Here is a 20,190-nt window from a genome sequence, read left to right on the forward strand (position 1 = left end):
CTTCACCAGCACTTCTGTCGGACCCGGTTGATGAAATCGGGTCATGGCCCTCGGCACCGTCCTCGACCCCACGGGAGCCGAGGACGCCTGCACCGAGGCCGGTCGGCTCGCCGACATCGCCGCGACCGAGGCGGGGCTCACCCGCTTGCGCATCGCACAGGTGGTCGCCATCGCGGCCTGGGCCGAGCATCACGTGGTGCGGTCCGGGGAGGACGCCTGCACGCTCACCGAGCGCGGGCTGGACACCGGGCTTCCCGTCGCGGGCGAGGGTGCACCGCTGATCTCGGACTTCGCGGTCACCGAGCTCGCCGCCACCCTGGGACGCTCCCTGGACTCCGGACGCCACTACGTGGGTCAGGTCGTCGAGCTGGCGCACCGGCTGCCGCGGACCTGGCGCCGGGTCACCGCCGGCGAGGTGGCCACCTGGAAGGGTCTGCGGATCGCCGACCTCACCCGGCCGCTCCCTGCCGTCGCCGCGGCGTACGTCGACCGCCACCTGGCGCCCGTCGCCCATGGCTGCTCCTGGGCGCAGATCGATCGGCTGCTCGACGCGGCACTCACCCGGTTCGACCCGGACGCGGCCCAGCAGCGTCGCCGGGATGCTGCTGAGCGACGCCGCCTGGACATCCACCTCGACCAGGCCGGGACAGCTGGCACGGTCGGCATCGACGGCGTGCTGGACACCGCGGACGCCCTCGACCTCGAAGCGGTGATCGGGACGCGGGCGCGCGAGCTCGCCGACCTCGGTTGCGCCGACGCCCTCGACGTGCGGCGGTCCCGGGCCCTCGGCGACCTCGCCCGTGCCGACCAGCCCCTCGACCTGGGCGCACCGGACACCCGCGAACGCCCGAGGACCGGTCGTCGGGCACGACGGTCCCGCACGGTGGTGCTCCACGTGCATCTCACCGAGGCCGCACTCACCGGCGGTGGCGCCGTGGCGCGGCTCGAGGAGACCCGGGCACCGGTCACCGTCGACCAGGTCCGCGCCTGGTGCGGCTCCGCCGGCACGATCCTGGTCCGTCCGGTGCTCGACCTCGCGGCCTGCGCACCGGTCGACGCCTACGAGATCCCGCAACGCCTCCACGACCAGGTGCGGATGCGCAACACCCGCTGCGTCTTCCCGCACTGCACCCGGCACGCCACGCGCTGCGACAGCGACCACGTCATCCCTCACGCCGGTGGGGGCTCCACCTGTCCGTGCAACCTCGCGCCACTGTGCCGTGGGCACCACCGTGCCAAGACGCATGGCGGCTGGACCTACGCCACGCAGTCCCCCGGCACCTTCATCTGGCGCGATCCGCACGGGCAGGCGTGGCTCACCGACCCCATCGGCACCCGACCACCCTGACCCTGATCGCCCGACCCGGATCGCCCGACCCGGCTCCGTCGCCCCGAGCCGCCCTCATCAAGGCGCCAGCGCGTCCGCCAGCTCGGCCGCGCTGCCCACGACCAGGTCGAAGCGATCCGTGCTCAGCGGCGGGTCCGCGACCGGGCGCGGCACGTACGCCGTCCGCATGCCCGCCCGCGCCGCGCCACGCAGGTCCCACGCGTGGGCCGCCACCATCAGGACCCGCTCCGGCGCCACCCCGGCCGCGTCCACCGCGAGCCGGTACGCCGCGGGATCGGGCTTGAACGTCCCGGCGGCCTCGGCCGAGAGGGCGAGGTGCCAGCGGAGTCCCGCGTGCGCGCTCAGCCGCGCGAGCTGGCCGAGCCCGGCGTTGGAGAGCCCGATTACCAGACGGTCGCGCGCGATCCGGTCGAGGAGGTCCGCGGAGTCCGGCCACGGGTCGGGCAACCGCGCGGCACGCACCAGCCCGGCGACGGTGGCGCGGTCCACGGCGGCGTCCCCCTCCGCGAGGACGGTCGCCGCCGCTTCGTGGTCGAGAGCCGCGGCCCGGGCGAAGCCACGGCGTCCGTCCACGACCGCGGTCTGCGCCGTCCCGGCGACCTCCTGCCAGCGGGCGGTGAGTCGACCGATCTCGTCCTCGTCCGCGCCGGGCAGGTGTCGACGCAGGGCCCGGCGGATCCCGGAGGCCTCATCGACCATGGTGCCGAGGACGTCGAGCACCACCGCATCGACCGCCCGGAACGGGTCCATCGCGCTGCCGTCAGCCATGCACGTCCAACCCGCCTCCCGACCCGCCTGTTCCGCGACACCGTTCCGCGACACGACTCCGCGACACGACTCCGCGACTCTGCACCGGCGGCCCGGTCAGGCCGGTGGCCCGGTGGAGTCGCGCACCACCAGTTCGTAGCCGGCTGTGCGTCACCGTGCCCGCGCGGCCGGCTCCTTCAGCGCGAGCTCCAGCGCGTGCTCCCCCATGGTCACCATCGGCAGCCGGATCGTGGTCAGCGACGGCGCCAGGTCGCCGGCGACCGCCACGTCGTCGAATCCGGTCACCGAGATCCGCCCGGGGACGTCGACACCGCGCGACCGCAGCACGGAGAGGATCCCGATCGCCATGTCGTCGTTCATGGCCAGGATCGCGGTCACCTCGGGGTGGTCGGCGAGGATCCGCTCCGCGGCGCTCTTGCCGCCCGCCCGGGTGAACTCGACCTCGATCACCGGCACGTCCGCGAAGTCCATGCCCGCCTGCGCGAAGGACTCCGCGACCCCGGCCAGCGGATCGTGGGTCGGTGGCCCGGCCGCTTCCACGCGGGTCACGGATTGGTCTCGGGGCCCGTGTCGCACTAGCCGCGGCCCTTCCGGCGCGGCTAGCGTCACTGCGCATGACGGTGCGCGAAGAGAGCGGCAACGACGCGCTGGTGCGCATGGCCGGTGTCCAGAAGTGGTTCGGCGACCTGCACGTCCTGCAGGACATCGATCTCGAGGTCGCCCGCGGCGAGGTGGTCGTGGTGATCGGGCCCTCCGGGTCCGGAAAGTCCACGTTGTGCCGCACCATCAACCGTCTGGAGACCATCGACGAAGGTGCGATCTCGATCGACGGCGCCCCGCTGCCCGCGGAGGGCAAGGCGCTCGCCGCCCACCGTGCCGATGTGGGCATGGTCTTCCAGTCGTTCAACCTCTTCGCCCACAAGACGATCCTGGAGAACGTCACCCTCGGCCCGATCAAGGTGCGCAAGAAGCCCAAGGCCGAGGCCGAGAAGCGCGCCAAGGAGCTCCTCGACCGGGTCGGCGTCGGAGCGCAGGCCAACAAGTACCCCGCCCAGCTCTCCGGCGGCCAGCAGCAGCGCGTGGCGATCGCCCGTGCGCTGGCGATGGACCCGAAGGTGATGCTCTTCGACGAGCCGACCTCGGCGCTGGACCCGGAGATGATCAAGGAGGTCCTCGACGTGATGGTCGACCTCGCGGAGCGGGGCATGACCATGATCGTGGTGACCCACGAGATGGGGTTCGCCCGCACCGCGGCCAACCGGGTGATCTTCATGGCCGACGGCCAGATCGTCGAGACGTCGGACCCCGAGTCCTTCTTCACCAACCCCCAGAGCGATCGTGCCCAGGATTTCCTCGGCAAGATCCTCAAACACTGAGGAGACAGAGAAGATGCGCAGGTTGAAATTCGGAATGGCCGCGGCGGCCCTGCTCGTCGCGGGAAGCACGCTCGCTGGGTGCGGAGACGCGGGCGAGGACGGCGACGGCGGTGTCGATGTCTCCGCCGAGGACGACTGCGACGGCAAGTTCGACGACGGCACCCCGATGGCTGAGCTGGCCGACGCCGGCTCCATCAACGTCGGCGTCAAGTACGACCAGCCCGGTCTCGGCTTCATGGACGCCGGGTCGGACATCCCGACGGGCTTCGACGTGGAGATCGCCAAGCTGCTGGTCGCCGACCTCTGCATCGACCCCGAGGACACCGACGCGGTGAACTACGAGGAGACGATCTCCGACAACCGGGAGCCGTACCTGGAGTCGGGTCGCGTCGACCTCGTGCTGGCGTCGTACTCGATCACCGACGAGCGCCGCCAGATCGTCGGCCAGACCGGTCCCTACATGGTCACCGGCCAGCAGATCCTGGTGCCGGCCGACTCCGACGTGGAGTCGATCGCCGACCTGAAGGGTGAGGAGGTCTGCTCCGCGGCCGGCTCGACATCGCTGGAGAACGTCAACAAGGAGGGTGCGGTCGGCGTCCCGGCCGAGACCTACGGCCAGTGCGCCGAGGACGTCGCCAACGGCACCGTTCCCGCGATGTCCACCGACGGCTCCATCCTGCTCGGCCTCGCCGCCCAGTACGACGGCGAGCTCAAGGTCGTCGGCGACGAGTTCTCCGAGGAGCGGATCGGCGTCGGCTACTCCAAGGACGAGCCCGAGATGTGCGAGTGGATCAACGGCGTGCTCGAGGAGTCCTTCGAGAACGGCGACTGGGAGGACGCGTTCAACGCCACGCTCGGCGGCGACGACGTCGAGGTCCCGGAGCCGCCGGCGCTGGACGAGTGCCAGGCCTGAGCGGCACCCGCCACTGAACACCAGGGTGGTGCGGGGCCCGTCGGGCCCCGCACCACCCCGCGGTCCTGATGGACCAGCAGAGAGGAAGTCCCCACGTGGACGTGGTCTGGGAGAACCGTGAAGCCATCCTGATCGGCTTCACGCACACCGTGCTCCTGTTCCTGATCGCCGGCATCGGTTCGTTGCTGCTCGGCACCGTGATCGCGGCGATGCGGGTCGGCCCGATCGGCGTGCTGCGCGTCGCAGCCGTGATCTACGTCAGCCTGGTGCGGAACACCCCGCTGCTGATGGTCCTGCTGCTGTTCCGCTACGGACTGCCGAAGCTGAACATCAAGTTCGACTTCGTCGACATCGTGGTGCCCACCACTGCCGGCGACATCCGGCTCAACAACATCTTCACCGCCTGTGTGATCGGCCTCAGCATCTACACCGCGGCGTTCGTGGCCGAAGCGATCCGGTCGGGCATCAACGCGGTTCCGCTCGGCCAGGCCGAGGCTGCCCGCGCCATCGGACTCCCCTTCGGCGGCGTGATGCGCGAGGTGATCCTGCCGCAGGCGTTCCGCGCCACCGTCCCGCCGCTGGCCAGCGTCCAGATCGCGCTGATCAAGAACACGACCGTCGCCGGTGCGGTCGGCGTGGTCGAAGCCTTCAACGTGATGCGTTCGATGACCAACAACTACGCGGGCTCGCGGATCGAGATCTTCATCGCGTTCGCCCTGATCTTCGTGGTGCTGGTCGAGGTGTACTCGTTCGCGGCCCACCGACTCGAGCGGAGGTGGAGGATCGCATGAGCAACAACAGCGTCCTCTTCGACACACCCGGCCCGAAGGCGGCTGCGCGCCACCGGATCTACACGGTTCTCGCCGTCGTCGTCCTGCTCGGTCTGCTCGCGGTCGCCGTGATGCGCCTGGCCGACAACAACCAGTTCGAGGGCCGCAAGTGGGAGCCCTTCGTCAGTCCGGTCTACATCGAGCGGTTCCTGGTGGACGGCGTCCTCGAGACCCTGAAGATGGCGGTCGCGGCGATCATCCTCGCCGTCATCTTCGGCGCACTCTTCGGCATCGGAAAGCTCTCCGAGCACCGCCCGCTTCGGTGGTTCAGCTGGCTGGTCGTCGAGTTCTGGCGAGCAGTGCCGGTGCTGCTGGCAATGGTGCTGGTCTTCTACGTCTGGGGCATCGACCGCGGCGACACCGGTGCCTTCTGGAGCGTGGTCGTCGCGCTCATGCTCTACAACGGAGCCGTGCTGGCCGAGGTGTTCCGCGCGGGCATCAACGCAGTGCCGAAGGGTCAGGTCGAGGCCGCGTACGCCCTCGGCATGCGCAAGACCGCGGTGATGATGCAGATCCAGCTGCCCCAGGCGGTCAAGATCATGCTGCCGGCGCTGATCAGCCAGATGGTGGTCGCGCTCAAGGACACGAGCCTCGGCTACGCGGTGGCCGCGCCGGGACTCACGAACGTGGCGAAGTTGACCTACAACAGTCCGTCCAACGGTCAGAACATCATTCCCACCGTGTTGGTCACCGCCGGTCTCTACATCGTGATGAACCTGATCCTCACCTGGATCGCGACCTGGGTGCAGAAGAAGTTCGTCGGCGAGAAGCGGATCGACGTCGCAGCCGCGGCTGCCGGCCAGGACTAGGGCGCCCCGCGCGCACCCGCGACCTCACCGGCTGCCCGGCCCCGCCCCTCGGCGGTGCCGGGCAGTCGCCGTTCCGGGGGCCGGCGGCGGTCTCGTTCGAATGTCGCTCCCGTTCACCGAGCGGCCCCTCTCGACATACTTTTGAAACGGTTCAAGTCGAGGCGCGAAACCTGGCGCTGCGAACGTTCGGGGCCGCATCCGTCTCGGGTGTCCCTGCGGCGATCCCTTCTCCCCCGCGAGGTCACCACCCTTGTTCCCTGCGAAACGCGCCCACGGCCGGATGCGCGCCAGGATCGCTGCGGCGACCCTGGCCGTGCCGCTCTCCCTGGCCGCCCTCAGCCCCCTCTCCCCGCTGACCGGAGCGGCGAGCGCCGCACCCGACCCGGTCGCCGACGGCGACGGGTGGACCGTCGCCACCGCACCCGGCGGCTACGAGATCACCCTCGAGCTCGACAAGCCGCTGCCCGTCGTCTCCGACGCCCCGACCCTGGTCGTGGACGGGGAGACCGTCGGCATCGCCACCGAGTCGGCGGACGGAGGGTCACTGACCGTGTTCACCGCCGACCCCTCGGTCGCCCGGGCGAGCTCGGTCGAGGCCGGCTGGACCAGCGAGGCCGTCGGCCCGTCCACCGCGGCCGTGACGGAGGAGGTGCTGCCCGCGGCGAGCGCCGCCGAGCCGCTACCGGCCGACCCGACCGCGCCCGGCGACTACGACTGGACGGAGTCGATCTACAAGTTCGGCGACCAGTCGGTCGACCTGGCCGCGATCGGCGGGATCCGGGGCGAGCTCGAGGGCAAGCTCTACCTGCCCACCACCGGCGGGGAGCGCCCGGTCGTCCTGCTGCTGCACGGACGGCACAGCTACTGCTACGGCACCGGCGCCAGCAACCCCAACCGCTGGCCCTGCTCGTCGACCCAGCTCTCCATCCCCAGCTATCTCGGCTACGACGGCACCGCTCGCGCCCTGGCCAGCCACGGCTACTCCGTGGTCTCGATCTCGGCCAACGCGATCAACGCCAACGACAACCAGCTCGCCGCCGACCAGGGCGCTCAGGCCCGCGGTCAGCTCATCCTCGACACCCTCGACATGCTCGGCGACGCCAACGCCGGACGCACCGTCGGCTATCACGACGACGCGACCGACGCCGACGTCAGCCTGGCGCAGGCGCTGAGCAGCGGCACCGCCGCACTCGCCGAGCGAGCGGCCGGCTTCGTCGAGGCACCCGCGGCACTGGACACCGTCGTCCCGGCGGACCTGGTCGGCCGGTTCGACCTCGACCACGTCGGCATGATGGGCCACTCCCGTGGCGGCGAGGGCGTCACCTCCGCCGCCGTGCTCAACACGATGCGCGAGAAGCCCTTCGGGCTGGAGACGATCCTGCCGCTGGCTCCGGTCGACTTCGGCCGGATGACCGTGCCGGACGTGGCGATGAACGTGATCCTCCCCTACTGCGACGGTGACGTGTCCAACCAGCAGGGCCAGCACATGCTGGACGACAGCCGCTACGCGTTCGGTGACGACGTGCTGCGCACCGGCACCTGGGCGATGGGCGCCAACCACAACTTCTACAACACGGTGTGGACCCCCGGCGTCTACCAGTACAGCGTCAGCGACGACTGGAGCGGCTCGACCGCGCGTCGTACCGAGCCGATCTGCGGGACCGACGCCAGCGTCGCCGCGACCTCGATCCGGATGACGCCCCAGGAGCAGTACGACCAGGGCTCGGCGTACATGACCGCCTGGTTCCGCCTGACCCTGGGCGGCGAGGAGCGGTTCCTGCCGATGTTCGACGGCACCGGCGCGGTGCCCGAGAGCCTCGGCGACGAGGACATCCGGACCCAGGCCACCGCGCCGTCCTCCGCGCGCACCACGATCGCCGACTTCGAGCGCACCAGCTCGCTGATCCGGCCCTTCGGCGGCGCCACCTCCACGCTCTGCGCGAGCCTCGCCGGTCGCGCGGTGCCGCAGGTGCTGCCGGCGTGCGCCTCCGGTGCGATGGCGTCCTCGACTGTCCCGCACTGGACCCCGGCCAGCAACGGCGGCAACGTCCCGGCGACCCCGGTCACCCAGCTCTCCTGGACCACGTCCTCGGGCGAGCTGCGGGTGGCCGTCCCCGCCGCCAAGCGCGACGTCGCCGACGCCGACCACCTCTCGGTGAAGATGGCCGCGGCGGAGTCGGTCAGCACGGCGACCGACCTGACCCTGAGCGTCATCGACGGCGCGGGTGTCAGCTGGAGCGGGCTGGTCTCCGAGACCAACCCGCAGGCACTGGTCCGGTTGCCCACCTCGGAGACCTCGACGGGCACGACGTACCTGAAGAAGCTCGTGCTGCAGCAGGTCATGGTGCCGACCTCGACCATCGCCGAGGCCGGCGTGGACCTCTCCGACGTGCGCGAGGTCCGGTTCACCGGGGTCGACACCGGCGCCGCGTACCTCTCCGACCTCGCGTTCGAGAGCTCCGCGGTCGGCACCGCGACCGTCGGCGCCGAGCCCGTGCTCGACGTCTACGCGCCGTACGTCGACGAGGGCGACGCCGCCGGCACCTACGACCTCGCCGTCCACCTCGACGGTCCGGCCACCGCGCCGGTCACCGGCTACGTCTCGCTGCTCGGCTCGTCCTCGACCGGCAGCCGGGCCGGCGCCGCGATGGAGAAGGTCACCTTCGCACCCGGCGAGACCTGCAAGGTGGTCACCGCCGCCCTGCAGGGCGACACCACGGCGAGCAGCTCGTCCGGCACCTCGCTCAAGGCCAGCGTCACCAACACCCGCGGCGCGGTGATGGGGCGGTCCGCGATCGTCTTCACCACCATCCGTGAGGACGACGGCGTCACCGTCGGCACCGAGCTCCCGCCGTACGGCGTGCCCGGCGACGTGTGCGCCGAGCTGGCCTCGCTCGACGAGACCGGCGTGGTCACCGCCAGCGACGAGACCCCGCTGCCCGGCGACACGATCACCCTCTCCGCCGCCGGCTTCCGGGCCGGGGAGGGCGTGACCTTCACCGCCGCCGGCATCGACCCGGTCACCGCCGTCGCCGACGGCACCGGCCTGGCCGCTGCGGAGCTGACCGTGCCCACCGATGTCACCCGGGGAACGGTCGAGGTGACCGCGACCGCGGCAGCGACGGGTCGGTCCGCCGAGGGCCGGTTCGCGGCGCTGGACGCCACCAGCACCGCACTGACCTGGGCGCCCGAGGCGATCGAGATCGGGCAGCCGATCGAGCTCACCGCCACGGTCTCCGGCGCCGAAGGGGTCGAGGTCGACGGGCCCGTCGAGTTCTTCGACGGCACCGAGTCGCTGGGCACCGCGGAGGCGGTGGACGGGGTCGCCACCCTGACCGTGCCGTCGTTCAGGGCGGGCACCCACGAGGTCAGCGCGGTCTTCGCGGCGACCGCGACGTCGCAGTCGTCCACCTCCAACGCGGTCACCTTCGTGCTCAGCCGGCGCCAGACCACGCTGTCGCTCTCGCTGTCGGCGAGCGCGACGACGTACGGCACCGGGGCGGAGGGCACCGTGACCGTCCCCGACGGCAGCGGCGCCGAGGTCACCGTGAGCGTGGACGGGACCGAGGAGACGCTGGTCCTGGACGACGAGGACAGCGCCACCTTCACCCTGCCCGCCACCCTGGCGGTGGGCGAGCACACCGTGACGGCGGAGTTCGCGGGCACCGACGAGCTGGCACCCAGCGGGCGGCTGACCGCCGCCTACGCGGTCACCAAGGCGCCGACGGCGCTCACGGTGGCCACGAAGGACGCGGTCAAGCGCGGCAAGAAGGCGCTGGTCCGGACCAAGGTGACCGGGGCCGTCGCCGGCACCCCGGTGACCGGCACCGTGAAGATCCAGGTCGCGAAGGGCAACGGCGCGTTCCGGACGGTCGCCACGCGGTCGCTGAACGGCACCGCGGTCTCGGCACGGATCACCGCGCCCACGGCGAAGAAGGTCCCCTACCTGCGGGTCCGCGCCGTCCTCGGGGCCGGTGACACCTACACCGGTGCCACCTCGACCGTGGTGGTGGTCGCTCTGCGCTGACCCTCCCCTACCACCACGAGACGGCCCGGGCCGAGCACTGCTCGCCCGGGCCGTCGGCCGTCCGCAGCGCGGATCACCTGCGGGCGGTCACCCAGAGCTTGATGACGCCCTCGATCACCACGGTGCCGTCCTCCCGGACCCCGCGCACCCGCACCGGCAGGTCACCGTCGGCGGCGTCCCACTGCGCCTGGTCGGTCTCGGCGATGCAGGTGATGTCGGTGGTCGCCTTGGCGGTGTAGGCCACCTCCATCCCCTTGGGGATCCAGCGCTGGTCCGCGGCGATGGTCACCTCGGCCAGCGCGCCCATCGCGGACTCCAGGCCGTTGCAGAGGGCGATCGCGTGCACGGTGCCGATGTGGTTCTGCACCCCGCGCCGCTTGGGGATGACCAGCTCGACGTGGTTCGGCTCGACCACCGTGAACCGCGGGCGGATCGTGGCGAAGTAGGGCGCCTTCTGGCTGAACGCGATCGAGAAGACCCGCTTGCCCAGGCTGCTGCCGATCAGCGGCAGGCCGGTGGCGGTCTTCCAGAGGGAGTGGACCTGGCTCATGGCGCCGATGTTACCGCTCGGTAATAGTGGTCGGGTGGTCGGCGTCTTCGCGCGCCCCATTCCGATTGGTCGTGATCTGGGCGAATTCTCGACCAATCCGCATGGGGCGCGGTCGCTCACACCCCAGCCAGCACCTCCACCCGGTTGCCGGCACCGTCGAAGGTGTGGAAGCGCAGGTAGCCGGCCAAGGTCGTGCGCTGCGAGGTGTCGACCTCGAAGCCGGCCACGCCGAGGCGCTCGGCCAGCGCGTCGAGGGCCGCCGCATCCGGGACCACGAGCGCGGGGTGCGCCTTGCGTGCCGGCGCGAACGGCTCCTCCACACCGACGTGCAGCTCGGCCACGACGGCACCGCTGTCGTCGTACGAGCGGAACCAGCAGCCGCCCCGGCCGGCGAGGTCGGCGGGCTTGTCCACCTCGGTCAGGCCGAGGCCCTCGCCGTAGAACCGGCGCGCATCGTGCTCGCCGCCGGGCGGGCAGGCGACCTGGACGTGGTGCAGTCTCATCGTGGTCATGCTTCCTCCTCGTGGTCAGGCACCCGGGCCACCGCGAACACCCGGCGGAACGGGAGGACGACACCGGGCTCGTCCCCCACCCGCACCATCGGGTACGACGCCCGCAACCGCGCCTTGTACGCCTCGACGAACCCGGGGCGCAGCTCGTCGGGCAGCGCCTGCAGCACCGGCCGCGCCGCGGTCCCGCTCACCCAGGTGAAGACCGGGTCCTCGCCGCGGAGCACGTGCAGGTAGGTGGTCTCCCAGGCGTCGACGGCGCAGCCGAGCGCGGCGAGAGCATCCAGATAGGTGGCGGCGTCGTGCGCGGCGGGCCGCGCGGCGCCGCGGGTGTGCTCGCGATGGGCCGGGAGGTCCGCGACCTCCTCCAGCAGCGTGTGGCTGGGCTGCTCGAAGTTGCCCGGGACCTGGAGGGCGAGCCACCCGCCCGGTCGCACCGCGGCGACCAGCGCGGGGAGCAGGTCGAGGTGTCCGGGGACCCACTGCAGCGTGGCGTTGGAGACCAGCACGTCGACCGGTCCACGCCCCGGGTCGGCGATCCAGTCGCGCAGGTCGGCGACGCGGAAGTCGAGGCCGGGGACCTCGGACCGGGCGCGGGCGATCATCTCCGGGCTGCTGTCCACCCCGGTCACCCCCGCCCGGGGCCAGCGCCGGGCGAGCAGCGCGGTCAGGTTGCCCGGTCCGCAGCCCAGGTCGACGACCGACGCCACCCCCTCGGCCGGGTCGGCGTCGATCCGGGCGATCAGGTCGACGAAGGGCCGGCCGCGCTCGTCGGCGTAGGTGAGATAGCGCTGGGGGTCCCAGTCAGCGCTCATCGCCGGCCTCCGACGATGCCGAGTCCGACCGGACCGGCTCCGCCGGCGCCGACCGGGAGAGGAACTCGAGCACCCGCGCGTTCACGATCTCCGGCCGCTCTAGCTGCAGGAAGTGACCGGCACCGGCCACCACGGCGACCTGCGCCGATGAGGGCAGCGCGGCCTCCGCGCGGGCCGCCCACCGGACGTCGCAGCAGCCGTCGTCCTCGCCGTGCAGGTAGAGCAGGGGGCCGCGCGGCGCGGCGAGCCAGTGCTCGGCACAGGAGTCGTAGGGGGCCGGGAGGGTGCGACGGCGGAGCGCGTCGCGGTAGTAGCCGAAGGCGGCCGTGCGGTGGGCGCCGGGCGGGAGGCTGGCCCGGAGGTGCTCGAGGTCCTCGCCTGCGTCGTACCCGGGTGACCAGCGGCGCCAGAGGTGGGCGACCAAGCGCTCGGCGCGACGTTCGGGGAGCACGGGGAGCTGGTTGAAGAGTGTGTACCAGCTCATCGCGGCCTGGCGCGGCAGCAGCCCCCACGCGTCACCGGGCCGCGCCCGCAGCGCGGGGATCGGCGGGACCGCCATCGACACGACCCGGCCGAAGGGGTTGCTCGGCAGCGCGGCCACGCCGTTGGCGGTGATCGCGCCCCAGTCGTGGCCGACCACGACCGCGCGGGCGTCCCCGCGCAGACGCTGGTGCAGCGCGAGCGCATCGGACATCAGGGCCGCCGGGTGGTAGACGCCGTCGGTGGCCAGGGTGCTCGGTGCGTAGCCGCGGGTGAAGGGCGCGACCGCGCGATAGCCGGCCTCGGCGAGCGCCGGCCCGAGGTGGCGCCAGGTGTGCGCGGTGTCGGGGAAGCCGTGCAGCAGCAGCGCGAGGGGGCGATCCGCGTCCGTCGGATCACCCCAGGTCAGGCTGGTCAGCCGGACCCGCGTGAGGTCGGTCACGAGCGTATCCATGGGCTCACCGTACGACCGTCGTATCTTGATATCAAGATTCTTTGCAGATCCGCTATCGTTCCTGGGGTGAGGGACGAGGTCGATGAGCTGATCGAGGCCTGGGCGCGCGAGCGTGCAGACCTGGACCTGGCACCCGTGGCCGTCTTCAGCCGGATCTCCCGGCTGGCGCATCACCTCGACAAGGCCCGCCGAGCCTCCTTCACCGCGCACGGCATCGAGTCCTGGGAGTTCGACGTACTCGCCGCACTGCGCCGCGCCGGCGACCCCTACGAGCTCTCCCCCGGCAAGCTGCTCCGCGAGACGCTGGTGACCAGCGGCACGATGACCAACCGGGTGGACCGGCTGGTCACCCGTGGGCTGGTCGAGCGCAACCCCGACCCCTCGGACCGCCGCGGCGTGCTGGTGCGCCTCACCCCGGACGGCAAGGACGCCGTGGACGGCGCCTTCTCCGCCCTGCTCACCGCCGAGCGCGACCTCCTCGCCGGGCTGCCCGAGGACGACCGCACCGCCCTGGCCGGCCTGCTGCGCCAGCTGCTCGCACCGTTCGGCGGCTGAGGCGCGCGACGGGCCGCGGCAGCCCTCAGGCGTCTCCGACCGCCAACAGCTCCTCCCGGCCGAGCAGCTCGCAGAACCATGCATGCCCGTGATCCGGCGTCTTGGACGGGTCCCAGACCATGGTCAGGATCAGCTCCGGAAGCACGACCGGGGGCTCGAAGACCGCCACGCCCGCGGCCCGGGCCAACAGTTGCGCGTGGCGTCGGGGAAGGATGCCGATCCTCGGCGTCCCCCGCACTAGGAACGGGATGCTGCCGAAGTCCGGGACGAGGAGGTCCAGGTCAAGCGCGACCCCTTGGCTGAGCAGGTATTCGACCGGCGGCACGTGGCCGCCACCCGCGCCGCGGAAGCTGACCCACGGCCGCGCGCTTATCTTCGCCACTCCCTCCTCACCCGCAGGAACCGGGTGGTCCGGATCGGCGACCAGCACCCAGGCCCCCCGGGCGAGGTCGATGCTGGGGAGATCCGGGATCGAGGCACGTGGGAGCACCAGTCCGTCGACGTCGGCGAGGGCGGGCCCACCGGGCCCGGTACCACCGATCGCGACGAATCGGACGGAGGCCCCCGGGGCTGCTTCACGCAGACGCGCGACCAGGCCGCTGCCGTAGACGGTGGTGACGTGGTCGGAACAGACCAGTACGAACTCCCGTGTCGTGGTGGCGGGGTCGAACGCGTGCTCGGCGTCCAGCAGCGCGCGCAGCTCGGCGAGCGCACCGGGCACGCGCTCGGCCAGTGTCTGCGCCAACGGGGTGAGCGCGTACTCACCTCCACGGCGCAACAGCAGCTGGTCGTCGAAATGGCGGCGCAGTCGAGCCAACGACGCACTGACCGCGGGCTGGCTCACGCCCAGGCGATGAGCAGCCAGGGTGACGGATCGCTCCCGCAGCAGGTGGTCCAGCGTCGCCAGCAGGTGGACGTCGATGTTGCGGATGCCGGACACCGGTCGATTATCCCGTCCCCCACCCCGGCCGGGCACCACCTTGCTCAGATCCGCATGCGCTCCCGCGCTGCGCATCAGCGATCCCCATGGTGCTCATCAGCAGATCGACCCTCTTTCGGGTGGCCGGCGGGCCGGGAACCGGCCACCGTCGGCACATGGACACCGCCCCCCGCACCTGCGGACCGCACAGCTCCCCGGGGATGCTCAACGCCGACGACCTGCGTCTGCTGCGCTACCTCGCCCGGGGCTACGACGGACGCCGGCTCGCACGCGAACTCGGGTTCTCCGAAGCAACGGTGCAGCGTCGGGTGGCGGGCGTGCGCGAGCGCCTGGGCGCACGCACCACGATCCAGGCCGTGGTGATCGCGCTGCGCGCGCATCTGATCTGAGCCGGCACGGTCGGTCCACCGGCCCGGCGTCCGCTTTCGATCAACCTGTGCGCGAACCGTCGACTGTGACGAATGCCCGTGACTAGCCTCACATCTGTGATGAATCGATTCATGGGTGGGGCGCTCGAACCGCGGCCCGCTCGGATAGGAGCAGGACGATGAGACGCAACAGCAAGCGACTGGTCGCGCTCGGAATGGGCGCCGCGCTCGCTCTGAGCACGATGGCCGTCACGGCGCTGCCCACTGCCGGGTCGGCCGCGGCGACCGACGACGACACCTCCGCGCCCGGGGCCTTCTCGGTCGCCGGGTTCGCCGACCCGAGCATCGAGTACCGACCCGGGGTGCGCTGGTGGTGGCCCGGCGGCGCGGTGGAGACCGAGGTGCTCGGCGAGCAGCTCGACTACCTGGCCGAGCACGGATTCGGCACGGTCGAGATCAACCCCTTCGGCGTCGAGGCGCTGCCCGGCGACGAGGAGAAGGTCCGCGACGTCTACACCGACACCTTCTACGACAAGCTCGAGTACGCCGTGGCCAAGGCCGAGGACCTCGGGATCACCGTCGACCTCAACATGGGCACCGGCTGGAACGCCAACAGCGCCGACGTCACGCTGGAAGACGCCGAGGGCAACCTCGCGCTCGGCCGCACCGTGCTGAGCGGCGCGGAGGTCAAGGCCGGCGGGATCGCCGTACCGGCGCCGGCGAAGAGCATGCACTACTCCAACGGCTCCACGTGGGCGCCGGAGGAGGCGAAGCTGCAGGGTGTGCTGCTGGCCCGTCGTACCGGCGTGGTCGGCTCGGTCACCGGGGACGCCGCGCTCTTCGACGACGGTGCCACCGTCTGGGACGAGCGGATCTCCCTCGACGACACCGACCGCTACATGATCGACGTGCCCCGGGGCGCCAGCAGCTTCGACGTGCCGACCGAGGTCGCCGACCAGCTCGGTGACGACGCCGACTACGAGGTCGTCGCGCTCTACTCCCTGCCCGCCGGAGCCAAGCCGGTCGACGCCGCGCGCCCTGACTGGTACGTCGTCGACCACATGGACGCCCGTGAGACCTACGACTACGTCACCGAATGGGTCGGCGAGGAACGGCTCAATTCCATCGTCAACGAGCACGACAACGTCCGCGCGCTCTTCAACGACAGCCTCGAGCTCGGCCCGGACCTCTACTACACCGATGCCCTCTTCGACCTGGCCGCCGACGCCGAGAACAACGGTCTGGGCTACGACTTCTCGCCGTACCTGGCCACCGTCTACCGGCAGAACCTCGACATGCCCGCCTATCGCGGCAACCAGCTCTCCGGCTCGACCGAGCCCTACCTGACCTTCAGCGCCGACACCGAGGTCTCCGCGCGGATCCTCAACGACTTCCGTCGTCTGCTCGGCACGCTGTTCGCGAAGGGCCTGCAGGGCTTCCAGCGAGCGACCAACTCCTACGGCCTGGAGTTCCGCCAGCAGGCCTACAACCCGCCGATGGATCAGATCGGCGCCGCGAAGTACGTCGACATCCCCGAGCAGGAGCAGGCCGACGAGTACAACCTGCGCACCGCGGCCTCGGGCGGCCACCTCTACGGACGCAACCTGGTCACCGCGGAGCAGTACACGCTCGGTCTCACGCCGATGCTCAACACGCTCGACACGCTGCGCAACGGCTTCGAGATCATGGCCACCAGCGGCGTGAACAACTTCTTCTACCACGGTCTGAACTACCCCTACGGCGTGGACTCCGACGAGTACGGCGAGAACGGTTGGGCCGCGTTCCCGACCATCGGCGTGAACATGTCCGAGAAGAACACGCTGTCGCCGTACTTCGGGGAGCTCAACGACTACGCCGCCCGGCTCAACTACGTCGGCCAGCAGGGCGACCCCAGCGTCGACGTGGCCGTCTACGCGCCCTTCGACACCACCGCCACCGCCGACGGGGCGACGCCGGTGCTGCACCGCAACGGCTACACCTGGGACGTCATCAACGACGCCAGCCTCACCGCCGGGAGCACCGAGTACGTCGACGGCGAGCTCCGGGTCAACGGCGACACCATCGCCTACGACGCCCTTGTCGTGCAGAGCAACACCGTCCCGGTCGCCACCATGCAGGCGCTCCAGCGGTTGGCGGACCAAGGCGCTCCGATCGTCTTCTACGGCGCTCTCCCCGACGCCCAGGACGGCTACGCCGGCGGCGACTACGCCGCCAGGGACGCGAAGGTCGCCGACCTCGCCGAGCAGGTGCTGCTCACCGGATCGTCGGCCTACCACCGCACCACGGAGGTGGCACTGACCAACATGCTGCGCCGGGTCGTCGACCCCGAGCTGTCCCACGCCGCCAACGACGACCTGCGCACCGTGCGCCGGACGCTGTCCGACGGCAGTGAGCTGATGTTCGTGCGCAACCTCTCGCCCGAGACCACCACCGTCGCGCTCCAGGGCGGGGAGGACTACGAACACCTCTACTGGTTGGACCAGAACGACGGATCGGTGCACGAGGCGGAGTCGGACGGCGGGGACCTGTCGTTCACCCTGGCAGCGGGCCAGGACGGCGTCGGAACCTTCGGTGGCCCGACGCCGCCGAGCAACGGGATCGCACTGCTCGCCACGGACAGCCCGATCGCCACGGACGACCTCACCGAGGGCACGCCCACCGGTGTCGACGTGGCGGCGCCCGACGCCAGCACGCCCGTCGAGCCGACGTCGCTGACCGTGACCTCCGACAGCCTCGACGGCGTTCGCGGCGGCGCGGTGACGACCGAGACCTTCACCGGCTCGGTCCTCGGCAACTGGAAGAACGCCGACGTCGCCGACGGCCGCCTGCGCTCGGTGGCCGAGGACGGCACCTACACCGCCGAGGTGACCGTCGAGAAGCGGGCCGGCGAGCGCTACGTGCTCGACCTCGGCACCGTCCACTCGGCGGCTAGGGTGACGGTGAACGGGCAGGACGCCGGCGCTGCGCTGTGGGCACCCTACGAGGTGGACGTCACCGACCTGGTGGTCGACGGATCCAACACGGTCGAGATCACCGTGACGCCGCGGAAGAAGAACCGCTACTTCCCGGCCGACGTGAACAGCGACGGTGCCTACGCGATGGACACGCCTCAGGACGCCGGCCTGATCGGCCCGGTCATGCTGGAGACCACGGCCGGAGCTCCGGTGGCGAAGGTCCGCTCGGAGGCGAGCTTGCGGCTCCGTCCCGGGAAGGTCCGGGCGGGACACCGAGCGCAGGCCACCATCCGGGTCACGGCAGCCGGTGGGGTCGTCCCCACCGGGAAGACTCGTCTGCTGAGCAAGGGCAAGCTGCTGCGGGTGGCGACGTTGAACAAGCGCGGAGCGGCCACGGTCACCCTGCCGCGCCTTCCGCGTGGCAAGCACCGGATCAAGGTCGTCTACGCCGGCGACGCCCAGGTGCGGCGCGACGTCGCGTTCGCCGTCCTGCGCGTGGTCAAGGGCCGGCGGTGAAGCGGCAGTGAACGACCGGCAGTGACCTCGGCGGGCCGGGAGGAGCGCTCTCCCGGCCCGCCGGCTACTCCAGCACTTCGGCGGCCTCGAGCCACTCCAGCTCGGCCGTCTCCTTCTCCTCGCCCAGCGCGGCCAGCTCGCGACCGAGCTCGGCGAGCCGGTCGGGATCCGTGGCGTGCACGGCCAGCTGCTCGGACAACGCGGCCTCCCGCTCGGTGATCCGGGCGAGCACCTTGTCCAGCCGGGCGACCGTCTTCCGTGCGGCCCGCTCCTCGGCGGAACCCGAGCGTGCCTTCGGCGAGGGGTCAGGCCCGGACGCCCCAGAGGTCACTCCCGGACCGGTGCCGGTGGCCGGTGTGGACACTCGACCCGCGGGTTCTGACCTCTCGGCCGTGATTTCCTGACCTCTCGCCAGGGATGCCGCGCGCCGCTCCAGGTACTCGTCCACCCCGCGGGGCAGCATCGCGATCTGGCCGTCGCCGAGCAGGGCCCAGGTCGAGTCGGTCACCCGCTCCAGGAAGTACCGGTCGTGGGAGACCACGACCAGCGTGCCGGGCCAGCCGTCCAGGAAGTCCTCGAGCACGTTGAGGGTCTCGATGTCGAGGTCGTTGGTCGGCTCGTCGAGCAGCAGCACGTTCGGCTCGGTCAGCAATAGGCGGAGCAGCTGGAAGCGGCGGCGCTCACCACCGGAGAGGTCGCCGAGGCGGGCGGTGAGCTTGTCGCCGGTGAACCCGAACCGCTCCAGCATCGAGGAGGCGGAGATGTCGCCGTCGGCGGTGCGGGTCACCCGGCTGATCGACTCGATGGTCGACAGCACCCGCGCCTCCGGGTCGACCACCTCGACGTGCTGGCCCAGGTGCTGCAACGCGATCGTCCGTCCGTGGCGCACCCGGCCGTGGTCGGGGGCGAGCTCGCCGGCCAGCAGCGAGAGCACCGTGGTCTTGCCGGCTCCGTTGACGCCGACGATGCCGACGCGGTCGCCGGGGCCGAGCCGCCAGGTGGCGTGGTCGAGCAGCACCCGCTCGCCACGCTTGAGGTCGACGTCCTCCATGTCCACCACGTCCTTGCCGAGACGCTGGGTGGCGAAGCGCTGCAGCTCGAGGCGATCCCGCGGGGGCGGCACGTCCTCGATCAGGGAGTTGGCGGCGTCGATCCGGAACTTCGGCTTCGAGGTCCGTGCCGGGGCTCCGCGCCGCAACCACGCCAGCTCCTTGCGGACCAGGTTCTGACGCCGCACCTCGCTGGCGGCGGCCTGCCGCTGACGCTCCGCCTTGGAGAGGACGAACGCGGCGTAGCCGCCCTCGTAGGAGTCGACCACGCCGTCGTGGACCTCCCAGGTCCGCTGACAGACGGCGTCGAGGAACCAGCGGTCGTGGGTGACCACGATCAGGCCGGAGGAACGGGCGGTCAGGTGACGCGCCAGCCAGGCGATCGCCTCGACGTCGAGGTGGTTGGTCGGCTCGTCCAGCACGATCAGGTCGTGCTCGCCCAGCAGCAACCGGGCCAGCGAGCAGCGGCGGCGCTCGCCGCCGGAGAGACCGGCGACCGCACGGTCCAGCTCGACCCCGGCCAGGAGCACCTCGACGATCTCGCGCAGTCCGGAGTCCGCCGCCCACTCGTGGTCGGAGCGTCCGCCGAGGACGATCTCGCGGACGGTGTGGTCGTCGGCGAACTCGTCGGCCTGTCGCAGGTAGCCGATCAGCAGACCTCGCTGGCGCGAGACCCGGCCCTCGTCGGGCGTCTCCTCGCCGGTCATCACCCGCAGCAGGGTGGACTTCCCGTCGCCGTTGCGGCCCACCACGCCGATCCGCTCCCCCGCCGCGACGCCGAGCGAGACGTCGGTCAGCAGCGGGCGCACGCCGAACGCCTTGGACACGCGCTCCAGGTTCACCAGGTTGCTCATCGGTCCTCGCGATCGATGGTCGTGCGGACGAGCACGGCGGGCCAGCTCGGGGATCGGGTGGGGTGGCTCATCGGA

General features: G+C 71.4%; 17 protein-coding genes. 9 read left to right on the plus strand and 8 right to left on the minus strand.

What is annotated here, in order from left to right; translation table 11 throughout:
- The first annotated feature begins 43 nt into the window (after window positions 1-43).
- Window positions 44-1,348, plus strand: coding sequence for an HNH endonuclease signature motif containing protein (locus FIV43_RS13095; protein WP_196780785.1), 1,305 nt, complete (start codon window positions 44-46; stop codon window positions 1,346-1,348).
- 57 nt (window positions 1,349-1,405) lie between these two features.
- On the opposite strand, the gene FIV43_RS13100 is transcribed toward FIV43_RS13095, so the two are convergent.
- Window positions 1,406-2,116, minus strand: a complete 711-nt coding sequence (locus FIV43_RS13100) for a haloacid dehalogenase type II (RefSeq protein ID WP_231123237.1) — start codon at window positions 2,114-2,116, stop codon at window positions 1,406-1,408.
- 150 nt (window positions 2,117-2,266) lie between these two features.
- Window positions 2,267-2,665 carry a substrate-binding domain-containing protein gene (locus tag FIV43_RS13105; protein WP_231123244.1) on the minus strand — a complete coding sequence of 133 codons (399 nt, stop codon included), beginning with the start codon at window positions 2,663-2,665 and terminating at the stop codon, window positions 2,267-2,269.
- A 98-nt stretch (window positions 2,666-2,763) separates the two neighbouring features.
- Between FIV43_RS13105 and FIV43_RS13110 the strand changes: the two genes are divergently transcribed.
- The 5 genes from FIV43_RS13110 (at window position 2,764) to FIV43_RS13130 (ending at window position 10,071) form a co-directional block, all read left to right on the plus strand.
- Window positions 2,764-3,492, plus strand: coding sequence for an amino acid ABC transporter ATP-binding protein (locus FIV43_RS13110; RefSeq protein ID WP_181407796.1), 729 nt, complete (start codon window positions 2,764-2,766; stop codon window positions 3,490-3,492).
- 13 nt (window positions 3,493-3,505) lie between these two features.
- Window positions 3,506-4,405, plus strand: a complete 900-nt coding sequence (locus tag FIV43_RS13115) for a transporter substrate-binding domain-containing protein (protein WP_141014499.1) — start codon at window positions 3,506-3,508, stop codon at window positions 4,403-4,405.
- A gap of 95 nt (window positions 4,406-4,500) precedes the next feature.
- Entirely contained in the window at window positions 4,501-5,196 is a 696-nt protein-coding gene (locus FIV43_RS13120) for an amino acid ABC transporter permease (protein WP_196780786.1), read from the plus strand.
- Window positions 5,193-6,044 carry an amino acid ABC transporter permease gene (locus FIV43_RS13125; protein ID WP_141014501.1) on the plus strand — a complete coding sequence of 284 codons (852 nt, stop codon included), beginning with the start codon at window positions 5,193-5,195 and terminating at the stop codon, window positions 6,042-6,044. The genes FIV43_RS13120 and FIV43_RS13125 overlap by 4 nt, the downstream gene beginning before the upstream one ends.
- Window positions 6,045-6,324: 280 nt before the next feature.
- Window positions 6,325-10,071 carry an Ig-like domain-containing protein gene (locus FIV43_RS13130; RefSeq protein ID WP_141014502.1) on the plus strand — a complete coding sequence of 1,249 codons (3,747 nt, stop codon included), beginning with the start codon at window positions 6,325-6,327 and terminating at the stop codon, window positions 10,069-10,071.
- Between the two features lie 73 nt (window positions 10,072-10,144).
- Here the strand turns inward: FIV43_RS13130 and FIV43_RS13135 are convergent, their stop codons facing one another.
- From FIV43_RS13135 to FIV43_RS13150, 4 genes are all read right to left on the minus strand, one after another.
- Window positions 10,145-10,621 (minus strand): hotdog fold domain-containing protein, encoded by a 477-nt coding sequence (locus FIV43_RS13135; protein WP_141014503.1) that lies wholly within the window; start codon window positions 10,619-10,621, stop codon window positions 10,145-10,147.
- 116 nt (window positions 10,622-10,737) lie between these two features.
- Window positions 10,738-11,133, minus strand: coding sequence for a VOC family protein (locus FIV43_RS13140; protein WP_231123245.1), 396 nt, complete (start codon window positions 11,131-11,133; stop codon window positions 10,738-10,740).
- On the minus strand, window positions 11,130-11,945 hold the full coding sequence (locus FIV43_RS13145; protein ID WP_141014504.1) for a methyltransferase domain-containing protein: 816 nt from the start codon (window positions 11,943-11,945) through the stop codon (window positions 11,130-11,132). Before FIV43_RS13145 ends, FIV43_RS13140 begins: the two co-directional genes overlap by 4 nt.
- Entirely contained in the window at window positions 11,935-12,879 is a 945-nt protein-coding gene (locus FIV43_RS13150; protein WP_141014505.1) for an alpha/beta fold hydrolase, read from the minus strand. The genes FIV43_RS13145 and FIV43_RS13150 overlap by 11 nt, the downstream gene beginning before the upstream one ends.
- 66 nt (window positions 12,880-12,945) lie before the next feature.
- Here FIV43_RS13150 and FIV43_RS13155 point away from each other — a divergent pair, with 66 nt between their 5' ends.
- A complete protein-coding gene (locus FIV43_RS13155) occupies window positions 12,946-13,434 on the plus strand; it encodes a MarR family winged helix-turn-helix transcriptional regulator (RefSeq protein WP_141014506.1) in 489 nt (162 codons plus the stop codon).
- Window positions 13,435-13,459: 25 nt separating this feature from the next.
- On the opposite strand, the gene FIV43_RS13160 is transcribed toward FIV43_RS13155, so the two are convergent.
- Window positions 13,460-14,374 carry a LysR family transcriptional regulator gene (locus FIV43_RS13160; RefSeq protein ID WP_181407477.1) on the minus strand — a complete coding sequence of 305 codons (915 nt, stop codon included), beginning with the start codon at window positions 14,372-14,374 and terminating at the stop codon, window positions 13,460-13,462.
- Window positions 14,375-14,529: 155 nt separating this feature from the next.
- Here FIV43_RS13160 and FIV43_RS13165 point away from each other — a divergent pair, with 155 nt between their 5' ends.
- Complete coding sequence (locus FIV43_RS13165) at window positions 14,530-14,763, plus strand: LuxR C-terminal-related transcriptional regulator (protein ID WP_196780787.1); 234 nt, start codon at window positions 14,530-14,532, stop codon at window positions 14,761-14,763.
- A gap of 158 nt (window positions 14,764-14,921) precedes the next feature.
- Complete coding sequence (locus FIV43_RS13170; RefSeq protein WP_141014508.1) at window positions 14,922-18,212, plus strand: glycosyl hydrolase; 3,291 nt, start codon at window positions 14,922-14,924, stop codon at window positions 18,210-18,212.
- A 64-nt stretch (window positions 18,213-18,276) separates the two neighbouring features.
- Here FIV43_RS13170 and FIV43_RS13175 read toward each other — a convergent pair whose 3' ends face one another.
- A complete protein-coding gene (locus FIV43_RS13175) occupies window positions 18,277-20,115 on the minus strand; it encodes an ABC-F family ATP-binding cassette domain-containing protein (protein WP_141014509.1) in 1,839 nt (612 codons plus the stop codon).
- Window positions 20,116-20,190 lie beyond the last annotated feature (75 nt).

This window comes from Nocardioides sambongensis (assembly GCF_006494815.1).
GTDB lineage: Bacteria > Actinomycetota > Actinomycetes > Propionibacteriales > Nocardioidaceae > Nocardioides > Nocardioides sambongensis.

Coding starts and splice junctions, on each gene's coding strand:
- FIV43_RS13095 (WP_196780785.1), top strand. CDS start 44: ATGGCCCTCGGCACCGTCCTCGACCCCACGGGAGCCGAGGACGCCTGC.
- FIV43_RS13100 (WP_231123237.1), bottom strand. CDS start 2,116: ATGGCTGACGGCAGCGCGATGGACCCGTTCCGGGCGGTCGATGCGGTG.
- FIV43_RS13115 (WP_141014499.1), top strand. CDS start 3,506: ATGCGCAGGTTGAAATTCGGAATGGCCGCGGCGGCCCTGCTCGTCGCG.
- FIV43_RS13125 (WP_141014501.1), top strand. CDS start 5,193: ATGAGCAACAACAGCGTCCTCTTCGACACACCCGGCCCGAAGGCGGCT.
- FIV43_RS13130 (WP_141014502.1), top strand. CDS start 6,325: ATGCGCGCCAGGATCGCTGCGGCGACCCTGGCCGTGCCGCTCTCCCTG.
- FIV43_RS13135 (WP_141014503.1), bottom strand. CDS start 10,621: ATGAGCCAGGTCCACTCCCTCTGGAAGACCGCCACCGGCCTGCCGCTG.
- FIV43_RS13140 (WP_231123245.1), bottom strand. CDS start 11,133: ATGACCACGATGAGACTGCACCACGTCCAGGTCGCCTGCCCGCCCGGC.
- FIV43_RS13145 (WP_141014504.1), bottom strand. CDS start 11,945: ATGAGCGCTGACTGGGACCCCCAGCGCTATCTCACCTACGCCGACGAG.
- FIV43_RS13150 (WP_141014505.1), bottom strand. CDS start 12,879: ATGGATACGCTCGTGACCGACCTCACGCGGGTCCGGCTGACCAGCCTG.
- FIV43_RS13165 (WP_196780787.1), top strand. CDS start 14,530: ATGGACACCGCCCCCCGCACCTGCGGACCGCACAGCTCCCCGGGGATG.
- FIV43_RS13170 (WP_141014508.1), top strand. CDS start 14,922: ATGAGACGCAACAGCAAGCGACTGGTCGCGCTCGGAATGGGCGCCGCG.
- FIV43_RS13175 (WP_141014509.1), bottom strand. CDS start 20,115: ATGAGCAACCTGGTGAACCTGGAGCGCGTGTCCAAGGCGTTCGGCGTG.